Genomic DNA, 23,251 nt, shown 5'->3' on the forward strand with positions numbered 1-23,251 from the left:
CAACGCCTTTCCCGAGGGCTCCCCCCGCCGCGGCGAACGTGATCGCTGCGGCGGGGGTAACAATGACCGGAGCGCGAGCACTCCGTTTGTGGTAGTGAGTTGGTTAGCCATGGATGTTTAGCCTTTACAGAGGGCATCTATGGTGAGGCCGGATCGGGGTGTTTCCAGCACCTCGGTTCGGCCGCCACGGGACACGTGTGGCGCGCGGAGTGTCAGGTGAATTCCCGCGTGTGTCAATGCCGATGCGGGTTTTTCAGAACATTTAGGGGACATTTTCTCTCGCGCGCGAACGAGGGAGCCGCTATCGTGCGCGTTTCAGTTGATGATCCTCGTTGAAAACGGAAGACCACGATGGGCGAGAGCTACGATATCTTCTTCAGCCTCGCCCACGCCGATCGGGAAGCGGCGGCGCCGGTCGTCAAAGCCCTGAGGGATAGGGGCCTAAAGGTCTTCCACCATGAGACCGAGATCGCCGGCGCGCGGTCGATCACGGAGCGGATCGTGAACGGGCTCGGCCACTCGCGCATGCTGGTGGCGTGGTATTCGAAAACCTACCCGACGCAACGCGCCTGTCAATGGGAGCTGACGAGGGCCATCATTGCGGCCCAGCGCGAAGTACCCGATGGGGGGGCGGTGGAGCGTCGCGTCGTGGTGCTGAATCCGGAGACGGGCGTTGGGCATCTCCAGCCGGCGGACGTCCTCGCCAGCAAGTTCATCGACGTGAGCGCCGGCAGGGCGGATGATTTGGCTCGCCGGATCGCGGCGGGATTGGATGAGCTGACGGGAGAGTTTGGGGAAATCCAGGATCTCCGCGGCCCGTCCTGGCACGGCGGCAACCCGCGCGCGGGCTCCAACCACTTCGTTGGGCGTTTCGGCGACATGTGGAGGATCCATACCGGCCTGTCCCGAAGCAAGATCCCCATGATCAGCGGCGGCGGCCTTGGGCTGGTGCTGCTCCAGGGCATGGGCGGCATCGGCAAGACCCTGCTGGCGGAGGAATACGCCCGCCGCTTTGGCGCCGCCTATCCGGGTGGCGTCTTCTGGCTGAGCGCCGTCCAGGGGCAGGACCTTGGAAGCCAGATCGGGCGTATCGCTGGGGGTCTGGGGCTTGGCACGGCTGGTTTGGCGCCGGATGAAGTCGCGGGAATGCTGAAGGGCGCGCTGGCGGCGCGGCCCGCCTTTTTGTGGATCGTGGACGACCTGCCGCCGGACGCCACCGCCGCTGAACTAAACGCTTGGAGCGCCCCGACGGCCAATGGCGCCACGCTGGTAACGACCCGCAATACCCAGCTGGACGGCTCGGGCACGCCTTATCGGCTGGGCGTGCTGTCGGATGATGAGGCGCTGGAACTTCTGACCAGCCGCCTCGCTCCGCGTCCCGGCGCGGAGGCGCAAGCGGCGGGTGAGATCCTGACGCTGTTGGGCAACCATGCGCTGGCGGTTGACGTGGCGCGTGCCGCCGTGAGGAAGCTGAGCTATGAGGGCTTTCTGGCACGCCTGCGCGACCCAGACCACGACGCCACCGAGCTAGCCGCTAAGCTGGCGGGCGAATCGCCGACCGGCCACACTCCCTCTATCGTCACGACCCTGCTGGACAGCATCAAACGCGTGGATGTCGATAGTGGCATGCGCCTGCTACATTTGGCAGCCCTGCTGGCACCTGCACCGATACCCATTTCGCTAGTGACAAGTATCTTCGCCCTTCTCTCCGGCGATGCCAACGTCGCCGCTGTCGAATCTAAAATCGCTCTTGAGGCCGTGACCCGCGAAGCCTTGGCCGAGCACATCACCGGTGACGACCACGATAAAACCGGCGCCGTGTCGGTTCACTTGCTGGTGAGCCGCACCCTGCGTTTTCATGGCTACAAACCACCTTTCGACCTACGCGAAGCCGCCGTGGCGGTACTGGTCAAGCGGATGTCGCTGGCCAGAGATATCCGCAAACACGATCAACTTTTACCTGAAATTCCTCATGTTCTTAAACTGACAGAAGTTGTATCAGATGCTTCGACTTGCACGCTGCTACTGGGGCTTGGACGCTTCAACTATGTACGGGGTGCTTATGCGGATGCTGAGGCGGATTTTCGCCGAAGCCTCGACGTGGCGAAACACCTGCTTGGCCCCGAGCATCCCCATACCCTGAATAGCATGAACAATCTGGCTGTGACGCTGCAAGCGCGGGGTAACCACGCTGGCGCCGAGGAACTACAGATGCAGGAACTGGCGCTCAGTCGACAGCTGCTGGGGGCCGAGCATCCCACTACCCTTCAAAGCTTGAACAATCTGGCCGAAGCGCTCCAAGCGCGGGGTGACTACCGTGGCGCCGAGGAACTCCAGAATCGAGTGCTGGCGCTCAACCAGAAACTGCTGGGAACTGAGCATCCAGATACCTTAAGTACCATGAGTAATCTGGCCGAGACGCTCCAAGCGCGGGGCGATCACGATGGCGCTGAAGCGCTCCATAAGCGGGTGCTGGCGCTGGGGCGGAGAACAATGGGCCACGAGCACCCAGAAATTCTTCTTTATATGAACCGAGTAGCTTTGTCCCTGATGGCGCAGGGTGAATTGATAGCGGCACAGAGGTTGGAGGAAAGTGTCCTGGACTGCCGGCGCAAACTTCTAGGTCCTGAGCATCCTGAGACACTGGTTTCACAATACGACCTCGCCCGCATAATGCTTGAAAGGGGTGAGCGTGATGTCGCGTTTAAGCTGGCGAAAACGGCTTCGGAGGGACTTCGTGAACGGCTAGGAATTGATCATTGGCAATCTTGGGCTGCGAAAGGTCTCGTCGCCGCCTGTCGAGCCGGCATTGGAAACATCAAGGCATTGTCGGAACTCCACGAAGCTGTGGAAAGGCTCAAGGAGCTGCGTTTTCCCGATGCTCCTGAAGTGCGTTGGCTGACTAAGTGGTTGATCAAGAATAGAGAACCAGTGGATGAGAGCAGACCCCTCGCCATAGACCCGCTGCGGTTGGTGTTCCTGCTTGCGTTGAATGGTCGACTGCCACTGGCAGAGCTAGCGTCTCTGACTAAACCAAGGAACGTGACAGCCGCTTTGGATACTCTGAAGCCACCCACCCGACGCCGTGACATCTGGTTGGCCGAGATCTTGAAAGAACTTGCCGCCAAGTATTCACAGGTGGAACCCGACCCGTTATGGCGTGGATGGATGGAAAAGGTGAATGGAGAGGCTTTGGACCGGCTGACCCAGGCACTCGAAGACTATCTTGCACCGGGAGTGCCTGTCCATCGCGGCAAACCGCGTGTGGGGCGGAGTGAGCGGGCATGAGAGAAAACCTGCTCGACCGGATTGACGATCTGGCCGATCGCGTCCTGGCGGGAGAGGTCGTGTTCTTCGTCGGTGCTGGTTTTTCATACGACACGGAGAAGAACAGCGCCGAAAGATTGGTGGGGCGGCTGCTGGCGCGCTTCTACGCGCTGCATCAGGTGCTGACAGACAAAGTCCGATGGCTCGTGGATGATGACAAGGTCCGCGACAACGCGGAAGCCCTGCGTAAGGGTCTGATAGCGACCTTCAACCTGGATAGGCACATGAAGGAATGCGGGCTAGCCCCAGAGCGGTCCGAACCTAAAGACTGGGTCAAGAACGAAGGCCTTGCCCGAGAAAAGATCATTTCAGGCTTGGCCCGCGAATATTATGTCCTTAATGACTGGATGTGCAACGCCTACGGCGAAATGTTGGACCACATGCTGGGTCAAGCCATGACCGGGCAGGCGAAGCGGACGATCCAGACCGAACTCGCCGCCGCGGATCGACATTTTCTCGATCTCCTGAAAAGCAAGGACGAGACGTCGGACCTGGAGCCGGTTGATCTGAACCGTCTCCGCTTATTGACCTCGCCATCGCGCGGCAAGGCGCTGTTCCTCGACACCATGGGCTTCAGGCAACCCGAGGTGATGGGCGGTGACCCGGACAACCGGGATTTCGTCCGCGTTATCGAAAGCTATTCCGAACGGTTGCTGCCCCGTCACCATCTGCTGGCCCGGCTGGCGCGCGAAGGACTGTGCCCGACGCTGATCACCACGAATTTCGACCTGTTATTGGAGGGCGCCTACCGGCTAGCCGGGTTCCAGCCGCGCCGCGGCCCCGCCGGGGAAGAGGCGATCGTCCGGGAAGCGGCGGCCAGCAGGCACGCCGATTTGGACGCGAAGCCGGGAGCGGATCGGCCTTGCTTTCCGCCCACCCGCTGGCCGAGCTATGAGCGCATCACACGGGCACACCAATATTATTACCGCCCCTCCCGGGGCCGATTCTCCGGCGGTCCACCGACGGAGGAAAAGACAGCCGACACACCCCCGACACTCAAGGGCGGCCAACAGGCAGCCTCGATCGTCAAGATCCACGGCTGTGCCGAAACCTACCGCCACGCCTGCGATGGACCTTCGGAGGAAAGCGGAACCCTGGCGGAGGTGCTGTCATCCCTGGTGTTCACTTTTCGCGAGATTCAGAACTGGCGGCAGGATTCCTGGTCGCGCGACCTTCTCCTGACGCTCCTGCGTACCCGCACGATGGTTTTCTGCGGCTACAGTACCGCCGACCCGGTTCTGCACGACACGTTCCGCACCGTCTACGAGGAAATGGCGAGCCGCTTCAAGCACCACGCCTTCGCGGAAACGAGCAAGCGCCGGCAGGAGGATGCCCCCGCCTTCTTTCTAGCCAGCGCGCGGAGCCGTGAATTCCACGCGCTGGAAGTGCTGCGATCGGCCAGCCAAGCGATCGGCGTGAACCGCGTGTCGCTAACGGAGCATCCGAACTATCTCGAGTTCTTTTATAGGGATGACGACCACCGCCGTTTTCCGAATTTGGATGAAGTGCTGTCGTGGCTGGTCCACCGGGTCTACCGGCTTCGCCAGCGGCAGGCTCTGGAAAGCGAGTTGCGCGGCATCGCCACCCTGCTGATGAAGGAAGGCGGTGTGGAAAGCGGGGCGGTACGGCGGATAATCGAGTCCTTCGACAAACTGTGCGAGGCGGAGCGCAAGTCCGTGAAGGAGACCACGCTCGCACGCGTAGAGGACGGCGACGCGATCAGGTCCGCCGCCGAGCGGGCCCGTATCGCCCTGGAACGGGTGACCGGCTGGACCGTGCATTTCCATCCTCGGCTGCTGCGTGAATTCGCGCTGGCTGAGCTTCGGTTGCGCAAGGGATATGTGGGCACCCAAGAAATCAAACCCCTGCGCGGAACTCCCTGGTACTTCGCCGCCGGGGAGAATTTCGGCTGGACCGCTTGGGGCGTCGTGGTCGAACTGGCTCTGCGCCGTATCGCCACCCATCTGATTTCCAATAACGCTGGTGACTGGCGCGACCCGCGGCACTGGCATCCTCCCGGTCCCTGGATCGAAACCTGTCCGGGCAACTTTCCGGTCGTGGACCTGTCGCTCGACGAGGACTGCGTCTCCCCGGTGCGCATTGTGATACGCCACCGGGAACTGGACGAGCCGGTTTCCGCCACGGTGGAGAACGATGGGCTGCCCCGGCGCCGCATCACCTGGAACCTGACCCTTGACCGCCTGCCGTGGAGCAGGGTGGAGGGAGACGACTTGACGCCGGATGCCGAATCACTCTGGGCTTGGGCAAGCGGCGCGGACAGCGATGGTAAAGATGTGCCAGCCGCCGGCAAGGATTGGTACGAGAAGTTATCCGAAGCGGTGAAGCCCGAGTACCTGTTCAAGGCGGAAGGTGGCCGGTCATGAGCGATACCGGGACGACGAACACCATCAAGCGTCTCGCGGAGGTCCTGAAAACCACCCATTCGGTGGGATCGGTAGGGACCCTGGAGGAACTTCGCAAAGCGGACGGTCCGGTTTCGCTGGTAGGCGCCAAGGTGGTCATCGGCGGGCATTTCGACCATCAGGCCGACCTGCTGGTCTTGGACCCTTGTCTGGGGACATTGGGGCTGGTCCACCAGATTACCCCGACGATGACCAGAAACCAGATTCGCCGGTTGATCGAGCACGCCGCCTTCACCCGCCATCTGGTACTGGGCCGGCAGCATGGAAGAACGGCAAGGAAAAGACCGCTGCCGCTGACCGTGGAACTCGTGCTTGTTCTTCCGCCCGCGGAACCAGCCCTGCGAGAGCATGTCGGCGAGACACTGGTGAGGATCCGCCAAAACGCATCGCACATGCACGGTTTCGGGGTCAGCCTTCTACGGTTCGGCGAGTGGGAGCGACCAGGACATGACGAAGAGGCGGAGGTGAGGCGCGCCTTCTGCTGGCTGCTGACGAATACGCGAAAATGGTTCGCGGAGCCGGCATCGCGCGAAACCACGGACCTGTCGCCGCGGAAGAATATCTTGTCGCTGAAACTGACGGATTGGCGGCTTCCCGGAGAACGCACGTTGACTTTCCACCATCCGGTGGACTCGGCGGGCCGGATCGAAACCTGTATCCATCTTGTGCATGGTGGCAATGGTGCGGGCAAATCGTCCCTTGTCGAGGCTCTGGAATTCGCTCTGGTGGGTAACGAAAAAGGGCTCGAGCAAGGAACATACGCCGACGCCGTCGATCACCGGCCGCCAGCGTCCAACCAGACGAACAAGGCTGGGGAAGGTGTTGAAAAATGCGGGGACCGGCGGGCGGCAACCCTTGAGATCAAGATGAATGTGGAGGGAAATCGCGACCCAGACATCCGTACTTTCAGCAGCCGCGATAGTGAAGACCCACTGTTGGCGGGGACCAAGGCCGGCGCCTTCCGCCTTGATCAAGAAGCCATGAACAAGCTGGCCATCCGCGATGACAAGGAAAGGGCGACCTATTTCCTTTCCTGTTTCTTCCCAGGCGATAATAAGGCGATCACGACCTTGGAGGAAGCGCGGATGAAAGCGGAGGTTGCTTGGCAGGAGCTTCCCGCCATTTCAACCATGCGGCTTCTGGATTTGATGGAAAAGCCCGCCGAATTGCCCGCGGCCAGCGACCTTTCGAAGTCCTTGGCCTGGATGGCGGGCTCCTTGTTCGATTGCCGGGATGTCGCAGGGGCGGGGCTTTGCCTGCCTGTCCCGCTCGACGACCTGATGATCCTGACCCGGATCGAACCGGCCTTCGCCGATCCCGTCAAGCGGCTGGCCATCGGCGGCTTGTCCGAAGAGGCGTTCGCGGAAGCGCTGCGGGAGCTTGAGGGTCCCTTGCGCACCTTCATGCCGACCGCCAGTGAAATCCTCAGGGATCTGAATACCGCCCGAAACGCTCTTGAAAGAAAAGCGTTCGACGATTGGACGCCAGTTCCCCGTCAGGCGACCGCCGATCCGGCATCGTCGCTGAACCACTGGCTCAATGCCCTCGCCTTCAAGGATCTTGCCCGGCGCCAGCGCGAGGTGCTGGAGGCGTTGGAGCATGCCCGGCGAAACGGATGGCGCTTTCCCGCACCCGGCATCGGCCTCGCCGTTATCGCCGGTGAGAGGGGTGGATCGGCCCTCATCGGCGAGTTGCATGACCAGGAGGAGCAATGGTCGCGGCGGATCGATGAGTATGAGCAGCTGTTGCCGACCGCCGCCCCGATGGCGGCCCTTACCGCTGACATCCTGCCGCCCCCAACTTTGACGGATGCCGAGTGCGAAGCGCTGGACAAGGTCGGCGACTGGCTGTCGCACGGCGAGACGGAGATGATCGGCATCGACGGGATGGCGAAGCCGGAAGTGCCGCTGGGGCAAACCATCGCACAGGCTTTGCGGATGGGCGAGAGGCGGCGGTGCGGCACCTTCGCGATCGGCGAACCGGGATGGGCCGACGTGATCCGGCGGGAACTGGACGCTCTGAAAGCGCCCCTGTCCAGCCTGTCGCGGTACCCCGATCCAGGGCGGTCCGGCCGCGGGCTTCCGGCCGACGTGCTAACGAGGTTCGGCAACCTGCGGCGAACCATCGAGGACCTGTCCCATGCCCAGGAGAACGTGGAAAGGAGTTTTCTGAACAAGGTGTTGCCGGAGGTGGACTCGGCGGATGGGCAAACGCCGCTGCTGAGCCACGCCTTGGACGAGTTGCTGACGCTGTTCACGCCGGCCCGCTGGGGATATTCGGCGCTTGGGCTCAAGCGCCGGTCGGGGCAGAAGGGTACGCAGAGCCTGAGTCTCAGCCAAGCGGGCGAGGATGACGCGCACCTGCGGCTGAACACGGCGGAATTGAACCTGTTCACCGTCGCCCTCTTCCTGCTGTGCGCTCCCGGCGCCAATAATCCATACCGCCTGCTGGTCCTCGACGACCCCTTGCAGAACATGGACGAGCAGACCGTGACGGTTCTCGCCCGCGGGATCGGAAAGCTGGTACGCCTGCTGCCGCAAGGATGGCAGCTCCTGTTCCTCTTCCATGGCGAGGACGACCTCGCCCGGTTCCAGAACGAGCTTCCGGCGCGGATCTATCATTTGCCCTGGCTGATGCCGCTTGGAGCGAAGCCCTCCGACAATCGCGACATCGAAAGCGAAGATCCTCCGGCGCCCTGCGCCACGACGCATGAACGGCAGAAGGCCGAGGACGTGCTGCGAAGTCCGCGATAGTGACGACGTGCTTTGGCGGGAGAAGCTTCGGCAGATCGCGGGGAGGGAAACCGGGGTCTGTCCCCGATTAGCGCTCTTTCGACGGGGATTTCACCAAGACCGATGGAATGGCCTAGGCCATAAGGTGTATAACCAACCCGCCGCTCCCCGTTAGCCCGGACGGCGCGAATTCCGCCCTGCCGCCAACCCTCAGGTCCGTCATAGCCATGTATCACCCAGAGTGCCTGCCGCTGATCCTGGACTTCCTCGACCGCATCGGAATGCCGTTCAAGGCTGGCCCGTTCGGACAGGATGGGTTCCTGCCCGGCATCCAGATCGTGGACGGTGCGATGCTGATCGATCCGGACCGGCTGGCGGGCTCGGGCGATGTCCTGCACGAGGCTGGACACATCGTCACCGTGCCGTCCCGCTGGCGCGCGATGCTGGGCAACGACGTCATCGATTCGCTTGACGCGGTGACCGCCAGCGATCCGGGCGCGGCGGAGGATTTCAAGCTGCAGACGTCGATCAAGATGAGCGAGTTCATGGCCCAGGCCTGGTCCTACGCCGCCTTGAGGGAACTGGGTCTTCCGCCGGAATGCGTCTTCTTTCCCGGCAGTTACAAATTCCACTCCGACATCAGACCACACCCCATGGCGGCCTGGGTGGAAAGCGGCACGCATTTCGGCATCATGGCGCTTGCACAGGTTGGCATGACCGGCGGCACTGGGATCTTCGAACCGCTCGGCGCCGACGGTCTCCCACAATTCCCCAAGATGGCGAAGTGGTTGCAGGACTGAGCGAGCGGCGGAGGCTGATTCACGGCTTTCGCCACGCGATTGGGCAAGGCCAAACAGCTTTGGGCGGAGATACCGGGGATTTTTGGTCTTTTTATGCTCATTTTGAGAAATTTTATTACAAGTTCATAATCTCGCCAGGCCTTGTGCCTGAATCATGGACACGCTGTTCAGGCATCATTGGCCGTCGCGATGCCAGTTGCTTGTTGTTTCGGCATTGCAACGACGATGAAACCGTGGCCTCGATCGGCAATCCATCGGAGCGATCATCCGCCGCGCGGAAAATGGCCGGATTCGATGGTGTGTGGCGGAGCCGTAACACTTGGCATGGTTCTTGATGGTTGGTTTGCAACCGATACCATCATGAACAGGGACGACGCCATGACCATCGAGGGCACAAACCTATTCGAACTGTCGCGTGGCGTGCTGGATGTGGCGTCGAAGAAGGTGTCCCTGATCGAGGACATCACGCGGCGCACCAAGATGCTGGCGATGAACGCGCGGATCGAGGCGGCTCGCGCGGGGGATGCCGGGCGGGGCTTCGCCATCGTGGCGAACGAGGTGTCGGAGATTTCGATCCAGGTCAACAGCATCACCCGGGAACTGCGGTCGGAAATCGTCGCCCGCGTCGATCACCTGACCACCACCGGCAGCACGATGGTGCGGGAGATGCATGGCAAGCGGCTGGCCGACCTGTCGCTCAACATGATCGAGATCATCGACCGGAACCTGTACGAGCGGTCCTGCGATGTCCGCTGGTGGGCGACCGACAGCGCCGTCGTGGATTGCGCCGCGGCGCCGAGCGAGGCGTCCATCGCCCACGCCTCCCAAAGGCTGGGCGTGATCCTGGAGTCCTATACGGTGTATCTCGACCTGTGGATCGCCGACCGCGATGGCAAGGTCCTCGCCAACGGCCGCCCCGACCGTTATCGCGGCGCCCTTGGCGCCGACGTGTCGGGCGAGCCGTGGTTCCAGCAGGCGATGTCCACCCGCGACGGCGGTGAGTTCACGGTGGGCGATGTCGCCCCGAATGGAAAACTCGACAACCGGGTGGTCGCCACCTACGCCACGGCGATCCGCCGGGGCGGAGACGCCAAGGGTGAGCCGATCGGCGCGCTCGGCATCTTCTTCGATTGGGAACCGCAGGCGGCGGCGGTGGTCCAGGGCGTCCGGCTGGAGGAGAACGAGCGGGAGCGTTCGCGCTGCATGCTGCTCGACGCCCGGCACCGGATCATCGCCTCGTCGGACGGACGCGGCATCCTGTCGGAAAGCGTGCCGCTGCGGCGCGGCGGCGACGCCATGGGATATTACTCCGACCCGCGGGGAAAACTGATCGGCTACGCCCTGACGCCGGGTTACGAGACCTACAAGGGGCTGGGATGGTACGGGGTGATCGTCCAGGACCGCTGACCCGCGCGAGGACGAAACCGATCGGAGCGGGCGGCTGGGCGGCGGGAGCCTTCTGCGCTCCAGGGAGGGTAGGATGAAAGTAATCGGGGTCCGACCCCAATTCGGCGACTCGCCTCGATCTCAAAGTCGTTCCTGCTTGAAGCTGACTTCGACCGGCTCGAATTGCGCCAATTGCTTGTCCGTTAGTCTAGGCGCGAGCGGGTCATATTCGATCTCTTGCTCCGGCATACCGCGCGCGACCCATGCCAACGCCTTCGACCGAGCCTCGGCGAGGAGTTCGGCGGGATCAGGGGTTGGAACGGAGGAACGGTTGTCCCGGACGTCTCCCGCCAGACTCGCCGGCGAAACCCGCTCGACCATGAAATGCGTCGCGTTCTTCTTCATTCGCTTACCTGATGCCGATGTTCAGTCACCCACCCGTTTTCGAGTATGCCACCAAATAGATGACGGATGGATCACCGATTGGCCCGAACCTCCCCGGCGCCCCTCGGCTCGGGGCGGTGTCGCCGGCCGTGCGGTATCAAAATCTTTTCGCTATCATCCATATTAAGGGTGAACCCATATGCTGGGTGAATAGGGTGTGGTCCCGCCGGAGCGAGCCGGTCGGACGGTGCCGTCCAGACCGCGAGCGCGTTGAACGAAGATGCTGACCTTAGCCGAAACCATTCCCGATCGCCGGGCCATCGTGTCCAAACGCCGCCTGGGCGCCGAACTGGCCTCGCTGGTCGAAAAGCACGGAACCGGGCCCGCCCTGCGGCCGCACGTGCTGGCGGCGCTGCGCCAAGCGCTGGAGGAGGGCCGCGCCGAGGTCAGGCGCCGGCTGGAGGCGGGCGGGGGCGGCACCGACTGCGTCCGCCAGAACGCCTATCTGATGGACCAGGTCATCCGGTCGCTGGCCGAGCACGCGGCCGGCAGCATCTTTCCCGTCGCCAACCCGACGTCGGGCGAGCATTTCGCGATCGTCGCGATCGGCGGCTATGGCCGGGGCGAAATGGCGCCGTTCTCGGATGTCGACCTGCTGTTCATGCTGCCCTACAAGAAGACGCCGCGGGTCGAGCAGGTGTTCGAATACATGCTCTATATCCTGTGGGATCTGGGGCTGAAGGTCGGGCACGCCGTCCGGTCGGTGGACGAGTGCATCCGGCAAGCCAAGGCCGACGTGACGATCCGCACCAGCCTGCTCGAGTCGCGGTTCCTGCACGGCGAGGAGAAGCTGTACAACGAGCTGCGCCGCCGTTTCACCAAGGATATCGTGACCGGCACCGGCACCGCCTTCATTGAGGCCAAGCTGGACGAGCGCGACACCCGCCACACCCGCCTGGGCGACAGCCGCTATGTGCTGGAGCCCAACATCAAGGAGGGCAAGGGGGGCCTCCGCGATCTCCAGACGCTGTTCTGGATCGCCAAATATTATTACCAGGTGGACCGGGTCTCCGAGCTGCTGGAGAAGGGCGTCCTGCTGGAGGAGGAGGTCGCGAAGTTCGCCAAGGCGCAGGACTTCCTGCTGACGGTGCGCTGCCACCTGCACTATCTGGCCGGCCGGGGCGAGGACCGCCTGACCTTCGACGTGCAGGCCGACATCAGCCGTCGGCTGGGCTATGTCGACCACGCCGGGCTGATCGGGGTCGAGCGCTTCATGAAGCACTACTTCCTGATCGCCAAGGATGTCGGCGACCTGACCCGGATCTTCTGCGCCAACCTGGAGGCGGAGGCCAAGCGCCAGCCGCGCTTCAGCCTGCGGCGGCTGGCGCTGACCCGGAAGGACGTCGAAGGGTTCCTGCTGGACGGCGAGCGGCTGAACGTCCGCTATGACAGGCAGTTCAAGGACAACCCGGTCGACACGATCCGGCTGTTCCACGTGGCGCAGGTCAACGGACTGGACATCCACCCCAACGCGCTGCGGGCGCTGACCCGCGCGCTGGGCGTGGTCGGCCCCAAGCTGCGGGCCGACCCGGAGGCGAACCGCCTGTTCCTGGAGATGCTGACCTCGCGGAAGGATCCCGAGGTGCCGTTGCGCCGGATGAACGAGGCCGGCGTGCTGGGCCGCTTCGTGCCGGATTTCGGGCGGATCGTCGCCCAGATGCAGTACGACATGTACCATGTGTTCACCGTGGACGAGCACACGCTGTTCGCGCTCGGCATCCTCAACGACATCGAGAGCGGCGCGCTGAAGGGCGAGCTGCCGCTGGCCAGCGAGGTGATCCACAAGCTGGTGTCGCGCCGGGCGCTCTACGTCGCGATGCTGCTGCACGACATCGCCAAGGGGCGCGGCGGCGACCATAGCGTGCTGGGCGCCAAGGTGGCGGAGAAGCTGTGCCCGCGGCTGGGCCTGACCGCCGAGGAGACCGAGACGGTCGTCTGGCTGGTCCGCTGGCACCTCAACATGTCCGACGCCGCCTTCAAGCGCGATCTGGAGGACGATAAGACCATCCGCGACTTCGTCGAGCTGGTCCAGTCACCGGAACGCCTGCGCCTGCTGCTGGTGCTGACCACCGCCGACATCCGCGCCGTCGGACCCGGCCGCTGGAACGCCTGGAAGTCGACGCTGCTGGCGGAACTCTATCACCGCGCCGAGGACCAGATGTCCGGCGTGGTCAGCGCGCTGCGGCGCGAGCGCCGGGTCAGCGCCGCCCAGACCGCGCTGCGGGGGCTGCTGACCGACTGGGCCGAGCCGGAGATCGAGAACCACCTGTCCCATGGCTATCCGGCGTATTGGCTGAGCTTCGACCCGGAGACCCACGCCCACCACGCCCGCCTGATGCGCAACGCCGAGCGGCAAGGGGCGCCGCTGACGGTGGACACCCGGATCGACCGGGCGCGCGCGGTGACGGAGGTGACGATCCACACCCACGACCATCCCGGCCTGTTCTCGCGGCTGGCCGGAGCCTTCGCGCTGGCTGGGGCGACCATCGTGGACGCCAAGATCTTCACCATGACCAACGGCATGGCGGTGGACGTGTTCTCGGTGCAGGACGCCGCCGGCGGGCCGTTCGACAGCGGCGACAAGCTCGCCAAGATGGCGGTCATGATCGAGCGCACGCTGTCGGGCCAGCTCCGCCCGCTCCAGGAACTGGCGAAGCGCAAGCCGACGCTGACCAACCGGACGCGGGTGTTCAAGGTGCCGCCGCGGGTGTTGATCGACAACAAGGCCAGTACAACCCATACGGTGATCGAGCTGAACGGCCGTGATCGGCCGGGCCTGCTGTACGACGTGACGCGGGCGCTGACCAATCTCAGCCTGCAGATCTCGTCGGCCAAGGTCTCGACCTATGGCGAGAAGGCGATCGACGTGTTCTATGTCAAGGACGTGTTTGGCCTGAAGATCACGCACGAGAGCAAGCTTGCGCAGATCCGCGAGAAGGTCCTGACGGCGCTGAGCGACCCCATCGCCGAGGCCCAGGCCGACAGCGGCAACTTCTCCGCCGCCGAGCGCAGCCGGGCGCTGTCCAAACGCAGGAAGACGACGGCGCCCCGCCGCAAGACCCCGAGCGAGTCGGCGGCGGAGTGAGGGTGCGGCGGGCGATTCTGGCCGCTGTCGCCGCCGTGTTCTTGGCGGCCTGCGCCACGCCCATCGACGTCGGCGTCAAGGGCGGCAGCGCCAGCCAGACCCGCTGGAAGGTGGGCATCCCGTTCTGAGGGTGGGAGTTTCCCAAGGCAAGCGAGCATGCTGGAGGTCGCCCCGGCTTCGGAATAGGTATAATTTAATTATATTTATCAATTCGTTGGCCGGAAATTGTCCGGACACTGGTATGCATGCCCATATTGGCGCCGATGTGTTGTCAGGCGCGGAGGCTTAGCCATCGGAAATTCACTGTGACTGAAAACCGAGATAAGTTATCATCAGATGATAACCATGGGACGAGCATGATGCGGGCCTGGAAGGCTTGTTGGATCTCCACGGGTAGATATTCGAAATGGGCGGAGGATACTGGGTGAAAATCATCGCCCAGGCAGTTCCAGCCGACCAACGCCGACCACATGGGGTCAACTATAGTCTGACTTTGCATCGACCGACTGGTGACCGCGTCATGGGCTATGACAATGCTCATTCCATATGGACAGGGAATTCATCCAGGAAGATTTTGACAATGAAAGCGGATCATCAACATCATGGAGAAAGAGTAACTTCATATGATTACGTAGATGCTCAGTCTTTACTGAAAAATTTCTGGGACGATGTGAATAAGATTCTCAAGGCGGAGGGTATACCATGAATATGGGAAGCAAGGTTTTGAATATTGGCATTGCCTCGCGCGAGGAGATACAGGCTCGGACACTCGCGATAGTGCGTGGCGAATTGAAGGTGAAGCCAGATGACCCAAAGATATGGTTCAATTCCATCGAATCCCTGGCTCAAGTCTTATCAAGTAAGAACAAGCTGCTGCTCGAGTTGATCTCACAGGCGAAACCGGAGTCAATGACCCATCTCGCCACCTTATCAGGGCGCAAGATGGGCAATTTATCCAGAACGCTTCATACCATGGAACGGTATGGCTTGGTGGAATTGAGGAAAGAGGCGAGCGGGGTGATCCGGCCTCTCGTTCCCTACTCACACGTCAAGCTCGACCTGACGCTGACCCTGTCCCAAGCCGCGTGAAGGCGCGCGCTCCGGCGCGGCACCCAGCCGGATTGCTCTTTGCCGCCGCCGCGGTTATAAGTCGGCGCGCTTCGGCGCTCCGCTCCCCCTCCTCCGACGCGGCGCGTGTGCCATGACAGATACCCTCGCCAGTGGACTGATCTGCGCCTATCGCTTCGGCAAGGATGGCGCGGCCAGGGAACTGACGCTGCCGGTGCTGGCGGATCTGCTGCGGCAGCCGGACGGCTTCATCTGGGCCCATGTCAACATCGCGGTCTGGCCGATGCGGACCTGGATCACGGAGCGTTCCCACCTGCCGGAGATCGCGCGCGAGGTGCTGGTCTCGATCGACGACGTCCGCCCCCGGTTCGAGCGGTGCGAGGATGGGCTGATCGGGACGCTGAGCGACGTCCAGCATGATTTCTCCGGCCAGTCCGGCGACATCGGAACGCTGCATGTCTGGTTCACCCGCAACATGCTGATCACGTCGCGCAACCACGCGCTTCGGGCGGTGGACCGGCTGCGGCTGGACATCCGCGACGGCTTCCAGCCGGTCAGCACCGGCGAGCTGATCGGGGCGCTGATCGATCATCTGGCGGAGAGCTTCCAAAAGGTGATCGAGGGCATGGCCGACGATCTGGACAAGATCGAGGACGCGCTGCTGGCCGGAACCTCCGCCGACCTGCGCAGCCAGCTTGGCGCCTTGCGCCGGCAGGCGGTCAGCTTGCGCCGCCAGCTGCTGCCCCAGCGCCAGGCGCTGGCGCGGCTGCTCAGCCTGCCGCCGACCTGGTGGTCGTCGGACGACGCCTATGACCTGCGCGAGGCTGTCGATCGCTTCTCCTCCGTCGCGGAGGACCTGGGCGCCGCCGAGGACCGCGCCAAGGTGCTGCAGGACGAGCTGACGGCCAAACTGGCGGAGGAAGGCAACCGGAACCTGTTCCGCCTGTCGATCGTGACGCTGATCTTCCTGCCCATGACGCTGGTGACCGGCATCTTCGGCATGAACGTCGCGGGGCTGCCCGGCACCCATGACATCCATGCGTTCTTCTGGGTGATCGTGCTGATGATCGTCTCGGCGGTCGCGACGCTGCTGCTGCTCAAGGTCAAGCATCTCTTCTGAAGAGGCGGCGTTCGTCAGGCGAATGTCGGGCCAAGGTCTTTTGCGTCCATATGAAATTAATTCCTGTTGGGCTATCACGGATCAGGTCCGAGAAAGCCCATCCCGATGCATATCGACGTCTTCACCCTGGTGCTCGTCCACTGCCTGGTTTCGGTGGCCCTGGGCGGTTTGATGCTGGTGTTCTGGTTGTCGCACCGCAACCTGCCGGGGCTGCGCTGCTGGACCATCGCGACGATCCTGCTGGGCGTCAGCACGCTGATCTCGACGGCGCGGGTGGTGCTTCCGGAGGTTCCGGCGATCCTGCTCTCCAATGGTCTGATGGTCCTGTGCTTCGGCTTCTTCCATAATGGCGTCCGGGAGTTCGGCGGAATGCCGACCCGATGGCCCGCCGTCCTTGGGGCCGTGGCGGCGATGGTGCTGTTCCAGGGCTGGTTCACCATCGTGACCAACGATGTCCCCGTCAGGATCGTGGCGCTGGCCGTGGTACTGTCCGCCGCCTGCTTCCTGACCGCGCGCGAGCTGCTGCGGGTGGCCGGACCGAACATGCGGACGACGGCGCTCAGCGCCGCCTGCCTGTTCGCGATCGTGGGCGTGACGCTGGCCGCCCGGGCGGTCTCGACCCTGATCGAGCCGCCGGTGGCCGATCACATGGGACGCTATCCCACCCACGCCATCCATTTCCTGGTATCGATCCTGAGCAGCATCCTGCTGGTGTTCTGCCTGCTGATGATGGCGATGCAACGCTTGAATCGGGACCTCGTCCGCCGCGGCATCCAGCTGGAGGAGGCGCTCAACCGGTCGGAGGACGCCAGCAGCGCGAAGGAGCAGTTCCTCGCCATGATGAGCCATGAGCTGCGCACGCCGCTGAACGCGATCCTGGGGTTCAGCGACATGCAGCGCAGCCAGATCCTCGGCCCGCTCGGCCATCCGCGCTATCTGGAATACGCGGGCGACATCCACGCGTCCGGCAGCCACCTGCTCGGCCTGATCAACTCGATCCTGGACATCTCCAAGGCGACCGCCGGCAAGCTGGAGGTCGCCGTGACGCCGGTCGACCCGATGCCGATCGCGGAGGAGATGCTGAGGATCATCGGGCACGCCGCCCACGCCAAGCGCATCACGCTGACCCAGGACCCCACCCCAAAGCCGCCGCTCTGCATGGCCGACCCACAGGCGCTGCGGCAGATCCTGCTGAACCTGCTGTCCAACGCCGTCAAGTTCACCCGCCCCGGCGGCGTGGTCAGCCTGCGGATCGCCGAAGTCGGCCGCGACCGCGTCGGCTTCATCGTGCGCGACGACGGGATTGGCATGGATCCGGTGGAGATCCCGCGCCTTTTGCGGCCGTTCGAGCAATCGTTCAACATCTACTCCAGTTCCGCCCAGGGGACGGGATTGGGACTGCCGATCGTCGACGCCCTGGTCACCCTGCAAGGTGGCAAGTTGCGGATCGAGAGCGGGTTGGGAAAAGGCACCACCGTGCTGGTCGAACTGCCCATCGCCGCATGAGGTCGCGGCAAGAGGACGCGGTATTCGCCGCCGTTCCGGAACTGTTCCGTTTTCCCTTGTTGAATAGAGCCGGAGACACCTAATATTCGACCGGGAGAGCGGCTGTCACGCGCGGCCGTCACCAGTGAATTCGATTGCGAATTCAAGGTCGATGACTCGGGAGTGTGCCTGGCATGACGACACTCAAGGAATTCGAGGACGCATTGCGGGAGCAGGGCATGGAACCGGCCCTCGCCATCCTGGAGAAACTGAAGGAACGCGACCGGGCGAAGCGGACGGTCGCCCCAGCCCGCAGGATCACCGGCAAGAAGATGACGCCGGAACTCGCGCGCGAGATCGTCGACCTGCACGAGCGCACCAAGATGACGCAGCAGGAGATCGCCTTCAAGGTCGGGGTCAACCAGGGCCGCGTCAACGAGGTGATCAAGCGCGGCAAGTGGCTGAGCGGCGATCCGCAATCCCCCGAGGCGCGGGCGCGCGACGAGGCCCTGGACCGGGCGGCGCGCGGCGTCGGCAAAGCGGCCCGGCCGGAGAAGGCGGCGAAGGCCGAAAAACGGACGACGGTGAAGGCGGCGGCGAGGAAAAGGCCGGCAGACGCCGATACCAAGCTGACGGAGGCGTCCCGGGCGGTTCGGCGCGTCGCCGCCAAGCAGCCGGAGAAGCCGCCGGTCGAGAAAAAAGGGGCCGAGAAATCGGGGGCCGAGAAGTTCAAGCGTGATCAGAAGCAGCTGGTGCTGGGCGATCTTTGAGCGCGCTATTCCGGGTGTTTCCGGCAATAGGAGTTAACGGCTTTTGGCGAGGGAACCGGCGGGTCCGGCTGGCGTTGTGATGCCGTTCCAACTGGTGCGCGTCGCGCGGAGGTCGCCATGAAGTATTCGGTAAGCTGCAAACTCGGTTATGACATCGAAGAGGAGACCGTCTGCTTCTTCAACTTGCAGCCTTCGCAGTTCGACCGGCAAGTGCTGCTCGACGAGCATCTGGAGCTGGAGGGCGGGCGCGAGATCGACCGCTACACCATGGGCGAGTCCGGCAACCGCTTCTTCAAGGTCGTGGCGCCCCCCGGCAAGCTGCTGGTCCAGTACCGGGCCGAGGTGGACCTGGATCCGCTGATCGGCGATCCCGCCGGCATCGGCCAAGTGGCGCCGCTGGATCTGCCGCTCGACGTGCTGCCGCACCTCAACCCATCACGGTTCTGCCAGTCCGACCGGCTGCGCGCCTTCGCCTTCCGCCAGTTCGGCGAGTTCCCGCCCGGCCACCAGCGGGTGACCGCCGTGTGCAACTGGATCCACGACAACACCGACTACATCCCGGGCAGTTCCCACGGCACGACCTCGGCGATGGACACCATCATCGACCATGCCGGAGTCTGCCGCGACTTCGCCCATCTCGGCATCACCCTGTGCCGGGCGATGGACATCCCGGCGCGCTATGTCAGCGCCTACGCCTACCGGCTGGACCCGCCCGATTTCCACGCCGTCTTCGAGGCGTTCCTCGGCGGGCGCTGGTACCTGTTCGACGCGACCCGCAAGGCGGCGCTGGACGGGCTGGTCCGGATCGGCATGGGCCGCGACGCGGCGGAGGTGTCGTTCTCGTCCTTCTTCGGCAAGGCCACGGCCGGCGAGATGGAGGTTTCGATCACGTCGCCGGGCGGCGGCGCCCTGGGCGACCTGACGACGCAGGCGGTCTCGCTGTCGGAGCGCTGAACCGGCGGACGACCCGATCCGCCGGCCAGATCCGCCAGTCAGTCCGGCACGCTCGCCTCGATCGCGTCCATGTCGTCGTCCGACAGGCCGAAATGGTGGCCGATCTCGTGGATCAGGACATGGCGGACCAGATGGGCCAGGTCCTCGCCGGTCTCGCACCAGTAGTCCAGCATCGGGCGGCGGTAGAGATAGATCATGTCCAGGTCGCTGGGCGTGGCCGTGACGCTCTTGCGCGCCAGATCGACGCCCCGGTAGAGGCCGAGCAGGTCGAAGGGGCTCTCCAGCCCCATCTCCCGCTCGGTCTCCTCGTCGGGGAAATCCTCGACATGGATCACCACGCCACCGACGAATTTCAGCAGTTCCGGCGGGATCGTCTGGAGCGCCTCGTCGGCCAGTGCCTCGATGTCGGCGATCGTGGGGGCATTGATTTGCTTGCTCATTCGGGCGCACTCTCAGGATGAGCTGATTCGATGGAAAGGGGAGGCTTGCCATGGTCGAGAAACTGGTCGGCGCCAGACGCCACGCGGCCCTCGCGGAACTTCACGGCTGGTCCGAGGTGGAGGATCGCGACGCGATCCGCAAGGTCTATCATTTTCCCGATTTCGCCGCCGCCTGGGGTTTCATGAGCCGGGTGGCGCTGAAAGCCGAGAGGATGGATCATCATCCGGAATGGTTCAACGTCTACAACCGCGTCGAGGTGATCCTGTCGACCCACGACGTGGAGGGCCTGTCCGAGCGCGACATCGAACTGGCCCACCACATGGATGGCATCGCGCCCGAACACGACAGGTGACCCGGAGGTGATCGGGCGCGCGACCCGATCGGGGCCCGAGCTTACTTGGGAGCCAGCCGCAGCGCGCCGTCGAGCCGGATGACATCGCCATTCAGCATGACGTTGCCGATGATGTGCAGCGCCAGATCGGCGTATTCGCCGGCGTCGCCGAACCGGTTGGGGAACGGGACGGAGGCGGCCAGGCTGTCCTGGACCTCCTGGGGCATGTTCAGGAGCATCGGCGTGGCGATCAGGCCCGGCGCCACGGTCATCACCCGGATGCCGAAGCGGGCCAGTTCGCGGGCCGCCGGCAGGCCCAGCGCGATCACGCCGCCCTTGGACGACCCATAGGCCGCCTGGCCGATCTGACCCTCGAAGCCGGCGACCGAGGCGGTGTTGATGATGACGCCGCGCTCCGACGTCTCCAGCGGGTCGAGCTTGCTCATGTCGTAGGCCGCCAGCCGCATCACGTTGAAGGTGCCGACCAGGTTGATGTCGACCACCCGCTTGAACGCGGCGAGGTCGAGCGGGCCCTCGCGGCCGACGATGCGGCCGGGTGTGGCGACGCCGGCGCAGTTGATGGCGATGCGGGCCGGGCCATGGGCGTCCCGCGCCTTGGCGAAGGCGGCCTCGGTGCTGGCGGCGTCCGACACGTCGCACTGGGCGGCGATGCCGCCGATCTCGTCGGCAATGGCCTGGACGGCGTCGATGTTCTGGTCGAACAGGGCCACCTTGGCGCCTTCCGCCGCCAGCCGCCGGGCGGTCTCGGCACCCATGCCCGAACCGCCGCCGGTGATGATCGCGGCATGATTTCTGACCTTCATCGGTCGTCCTCCCTTATTGAAAACACTCGGGCTTCGCGCCACGACGGGGTCTTTAGCAGAAGGCGGCCGGCGTGGACAGGTCGCCTGTCCAGTATGGACGGGCCGCCTGTCCAGGATGGACAGGCGGCCCGTCCGTTCTATCTTCAGAACCGACATGCTGACCAACACACCCCGCCCCGCCCTGGTGCTCGGCCTCGCCGGGCTGATCCCGTTCTATCTCGGCGCCGCCGGAGTCTGGCTGCTGCCGCTGCCGGCCAATGTCTACGCCTTGCAGGTCCAGGTGCTCTACGCGGCGACCATCCTGTCGTTCCTGGGCGCCGTACACTGGGGCTTGGCGCTCGCCAATCACGGCGGAGCCACCTCGACGCCGGACAACCCCGCTCCCGCGATGACGTGGAAGCGGCTGGGCTGGAGCGTCGTGCCGCCGCTGGTCGCCTGGGTCGCCCTGGCACTGACGGCGGTGCCGGGGCTGATCACCTTCATCATCGCCTTCGCCGGAATGTGGCTGGGCGACCGCGCCGCCATCCGCGAGGGACACGCGCCGGGCTGGTACCTGGGCATGCGGAGCCTGCTGACCGTGCTGGTGATCGCGGCCCTGGCGCTGTCGCTGATCCGGGTGCTGCTGGGCTTCGGCGACCCGCATCCCCTTCCCGCCTCACCGGGCTGAGTCCCGCACGCTGGCGGAGACCGCCGCGCGCCGGGATAGCTCCATCCCGACCCTGTTCGCTCCCCCGTTTCAATGCCCGGCTTCTTCAATGCCCGGCTTCGCCAGTGATCCACCAGCAGCTTTAGCGATATTCTCGCTCTGGTGATTGGTATCGGAGGCACAGGTCCTTTCAATCGAATCAATTTTTCGATCATCGTGACGAATTGAGAAGGATCATGGATATCAACCCGCGCTACGGTGCTTCCATACGGTGACGCTTGAGTCCATGGAGCCCAAGGCCCGGTGGGCGGCAATCACAGTCATGGATACAAACGAATGTCGATACCGACCCAGTCCCTCTCGCATGAAGATATCGTGGCGGTCTACGAGGTGCTGCTTGGCCGCCGGCCCGAGAGCGACAGCGTCATCGAATATTATCGGCACGCGGGCTCCGCGGCCGCGGTCGTTCGAAGCATAGGGCAGTCCGCCGAGTTCGCTGAAAGACGGATATCGAGCCCGTTCCATCATTATCACTCCAGTTTCGACCCCCTGGCGATCATGCGCCGGCATGCGGTGTCGGGGCTCCCGCCGCGCGACGGCCACTTGACCAACTTCCTCGGAGTCGTCATCCACGGCAAATTCCTACCTGGAATCCTGGGGGACCGGACCGGACAGGTCGAGGACATCCCGATCCCGGCCAATTGGCACGCCGACATCGCCGAATGGGGCGCCGCCCTCCGCGCGGTCGAGCTGGCCCGGGAAAGCTTCACCATGGCCGAACTGGGCTGCGGCTGGGGCTGCTGGATGAACAACACCGGGGTGGCATCCCGGCGCCTCGGCCTCAAGCCGCACCTGATCGGCGTCGAAGGCGACGAGGGGCACATCGCCTTCGCGCGGGAGGCCTGCGCCTCCAACGGTTTCGCCGAGGACGAGGTCACCCTGTTCCGCGGGATCGCCGCCGCCTCGGCGGGGACAGCCCTGTTTCCGCGCCAAAGCGCGTCGGGCATCGATTGGGGGCTGGAGCCCATCTTCAACGCGACCGAGGAGGAGCGCGACCGGGCGCTCCGTGTGGGGAGTCATGACGAATTGCCGATGATCCCGCTCGACGAGGTCATCGGCGACCGGGACCGGCTCGACCTGCTCCACGTGGATATTCAGGGCGGCGAGGCCGATCTGGAGGATTCTTGCATCGACATTCTGTCGCGCCGGGTGTCCTACATGGTGATCGGTACCCACTCGCGCCAGATCGAGGGGCGCCTGATCGACAGCTTGCTCAACGCCGGTTGGATCCTCGAGATGGAGCGGCCGGCCATCATCCGGCTTACCGAGGGCACCTTGTTGACCTTGGTCGACGGGGTCCAGGGCTGGCGAAACACCGCGCTCTAACGCCCCCTTGAAGGGCTATTCCGCGGCGT

Annotated in this window: 19 protein-coding genes; 16 read left to right on the forward strand and 3 right to left on the reverse strand. The window is 64.0% G+C overall.

Annotated elements, in window-relative coordinates; translation table 11 throughout:
• Positions 1–351 precede the first annotated feature (351 nt).
• The 5 genes from N825_RS11490 (at position 352) to N825_RS11510 (ending at position 10,689) form a co-directional block, all read left to right on the forward strand.
• Positions 352–3,288, forward strand: a complete 2,937-nt coding sequence (locus N825_RS11490) for a tetratricopeptide repeat protein (protein ID WP_037451310.1) — start codon at positions 352–354, stop codon at positions 3,286–3,288.
• Entirely contained in the window at positions 3,285–5,711 is a 2,427-nt protein-coding gene (locus tag N825_RS11495) for an SIR2 family protein (RefSeq protein WP_037451312.1), read from the forward strand. Before N825_RS11490 ends, N825_RS11495 begins: the two co-directional genes overlap by 4 nt.
• Entirely contained in the window at positions 5,708–8,503 is a 2,796-nt protein-coding gene (locus N825_RS11500) for an ATP-binding protein (protein WP_037451315.1), read from the forward strand. The genes N825_RS11495 and N825_RS11500 overlap by 4 nt, the downstream gene beginning before the upstream one ends.
• Before the next feature lie 206 nt (positions 8,504–8,709).
• Positions 8,710–9,282, forward strand: a complete 573-nt coding sequence (locus N825_RS36430) for a hypothetical protein (protein WP_051512062.1) — start codon at positions 8,710–8,712, stop codon at positions 9,280–9,282.
• Positions 9,283–9,642: 360 nt separating this feature from the next.
• Positions 9,643–10,689: a methyl-accepting chemotaxis protein gene (locus tag N825_RS11510; protein WP_245613083.1), complete on the forward strand. Its 1,047-nt coding sequence runs from the start codon at positions 9,643–9,645 to the stop codon at positions 10,687–10,689.
• 120 nt (positions 10,690–10,809) lie between these two features.
• Here N825_RS11510 and N825_RS11515 read toward each other — a convergent pair whose 3' ends face one another.
• A complete protein-coding gene (locus tag N825_RS11515; protein ID WP_037451318.1) occupies positions 10,810–11,073 on the reverse strand; it encodes a hypothetical protein in 264 nt (87 codons plus the stop codon).
• Between the two features lie 259 nt (positions 11,074–11,332).
• Between N825_RS11515 and N825_RS11520 the strand changes: the two genes are divergently transcribed.
• The 8 genes from N825_RS11520 to N825_RS11545 all read left to right on the forward strand — a co-directional run bounded on the left by N825_RS11520 (position 11,333) and on the right by N825_RS11545 (position 19,594).
• Complete coding sequence (locus N825_RS11520; protein ID WP_084164651.1) at positions 11,333–14,197, forward strand: [protein-PII] uridylyltransferase; 2,865 nt, start codon at positions 11,333–11,335, stop codon at positions 14,195–14,197.
• 2 nt (positions 14,198–14,199) lie between these two features.
• Positions 14,200–14,325 (forward strand): lipoprotein, encoded by a 126-nt coding sequence (locus N825_RS38840; RefSeq protein ID WP_157619123.1) that lies wholly within the window; start codon positions 14,200–14,202, stop codon positions 14,323–14,325.
• A gap of 296 nt (positions 14,326–14,621) precedes the next feature.
• The gene (locus N825_RS38845; protein ID WP_157619124.1) at positions 14,622–14,903 is read left to right on the forward strand and encodes a toxin-antitoxin system TumE family protein; all 282 of its coding nucleotides are present in this window, start codon (positions 14,622–14,624) and stop codon (positions 14,901–14,903) included.
• A complete protein-coding gene (locus N825_RS11525; RefSeq protein ID WP_037451321.1) occupies positions 14,900–15,286 on the forward strand; it encodes an HVO_A0114 family putative DNA-binding protein in 387 nt (128 codons plus the stop codon). Before N825_RS38845 ends, N825_RS11525 begins: the two co-directional genes overlap by 4 nt.
• A gap of 112 nt (positions 15,287–15,398) precedes the next feature.
• Positions 15,399–16,385 carry a CorA family divalent cation transporter gene (locus N825_RS11530; protein ID WP_037451324.1) on the forward strand — a complete coding sequence of 329 codons (987 nt, stop codon included), beginning with the start codon at positions 15,399–15,401 and terminating at the stop codon, positions 16,383–16,385.
• Between the two features lie 105 nt (positions 16,386–16,490).
• The gene (locus N825_RS36435; protein ID WP_051512067.1) at positions 16,491–17,891 is read left to right on the forward strand and encodes a sensor histidine kinase; all 1,401 of its coding nucleotides are present in this window, start codon (positions 16,491–16,493) and stop codon (positions 17,889–17,891) included.
• Positions 17,892–18,064: 173 nt separating this feature from the next.
• On the forward strand, positions 18,065–18,640 hold the full coding sequence (locus N825_RS39740; protein WP_084164652.1) for a hypothetical protein: 576 nt from the start codon (positions 18,065–18,067) through the stop codon (positions 18,638–18,640).
• Positions 18,641–18,757: 117 nt separating this feature from the next.
• Positions 18,758–19,594, forward strand: coding sequence for a transglutaminase-like domain-containing protein (locus N825_RS11545; protein ID WP_037451328.1), 837 nt, complete (start codon positions 18,758–18,760; stop codon positions 19,592–19,594).
• A gap of 38 nt (positions 19,595–19,632) precedes the next feature.
• On the opposite strand, the gene N825_RS11550 is transcribed toward N825_RS11545, so the two are convergent.
• Positions 19,633–20,034 carry a metallopeptidase family protein gene (locus N825_RS11550; RefSeq protein WP_037451331.1) on the reverse strand — a complete coding sequence of 134 codons (402 nt, stop codon included), beginning with the start codon at positions 20,032–20,034 and terminating at the stop codon, positions 19,633–19,635.
• Between the two features lie 50 nt (positions 20,035–20,084).
• On the opposite strand from N825_RS11550, the gene N825_RS11555 reads away from it, so the two are divergent.
• A complete protein-coding gene (locus N825_RS11555; RefSeq protein ID WP_037451334.1) occupies positions 20,085–20,387 on the forward strand; it encodes a 4a-hydroxytetrahydrobiopterin dehydratase in 303 nt (100 codons plus the stop codon).
• Between the two features lie 41 nt (positions 20,388–20,428).
• Here N825_RS11555 and N825_RS11560 read toward each other — a convergent pair whose 3' ends face one another.
• Positions 20,429–21,190 (reverse strand): SDR family NAD(P)-dependent oxidoreductase, encoded by a 762-nt coding sequence (locus tag N825_RS11560; RefSeq protein WP_037451336.1) that lies wholly within the window; start codon positions 21,188–21,190, stop codon positions 20,429–20,431.
• A gap of 154 nt (positions 21,191–21,344) precedes the next feature.
• On the opposite strand from N825_RS11560, the gene N825_RS11565 reads away from it, so the two are divergent.
• Together N825_RS11565 and N825_RS11570 are read left to right on the forward strand one after the other, a co-directional pair.
• Positions 21,345–21,857, forward strand: a complete 513-nt coding sequence (locus N825_RS11565; RefSeq protein ID WP_051512071.1) for a DUF3429 domain-containing protein — start codon at positions 21,345–21,347, stop codon at positions 21,855–21,857.
• Positions 21,858–22,172: 315 nt separating this feature from the next.
• Positions 22,173–23,222, forward strand: coding sequence for a class I SAM-dependent methyltransferase (locus N825_RS11570; RefSeq protein WP_037451338.1), 1,050 nt, complete (start codon positions 22,173–22,175; stop codon positions 23,220–23,222).
• The last annotated feature ends 29 nt before the right edge of the window (positions 23,223–23,251 follow it).

Source organism: Skermanella stibiiresistens SB22, from assembly GCF_000576635.1.
Classification (GTDB): Bacteria; Pseudomonadota; Alphaproteobacteria; order Azospirillales; family Azospirillaceae; genus Skermanella; species Skermanella stibiiresistens.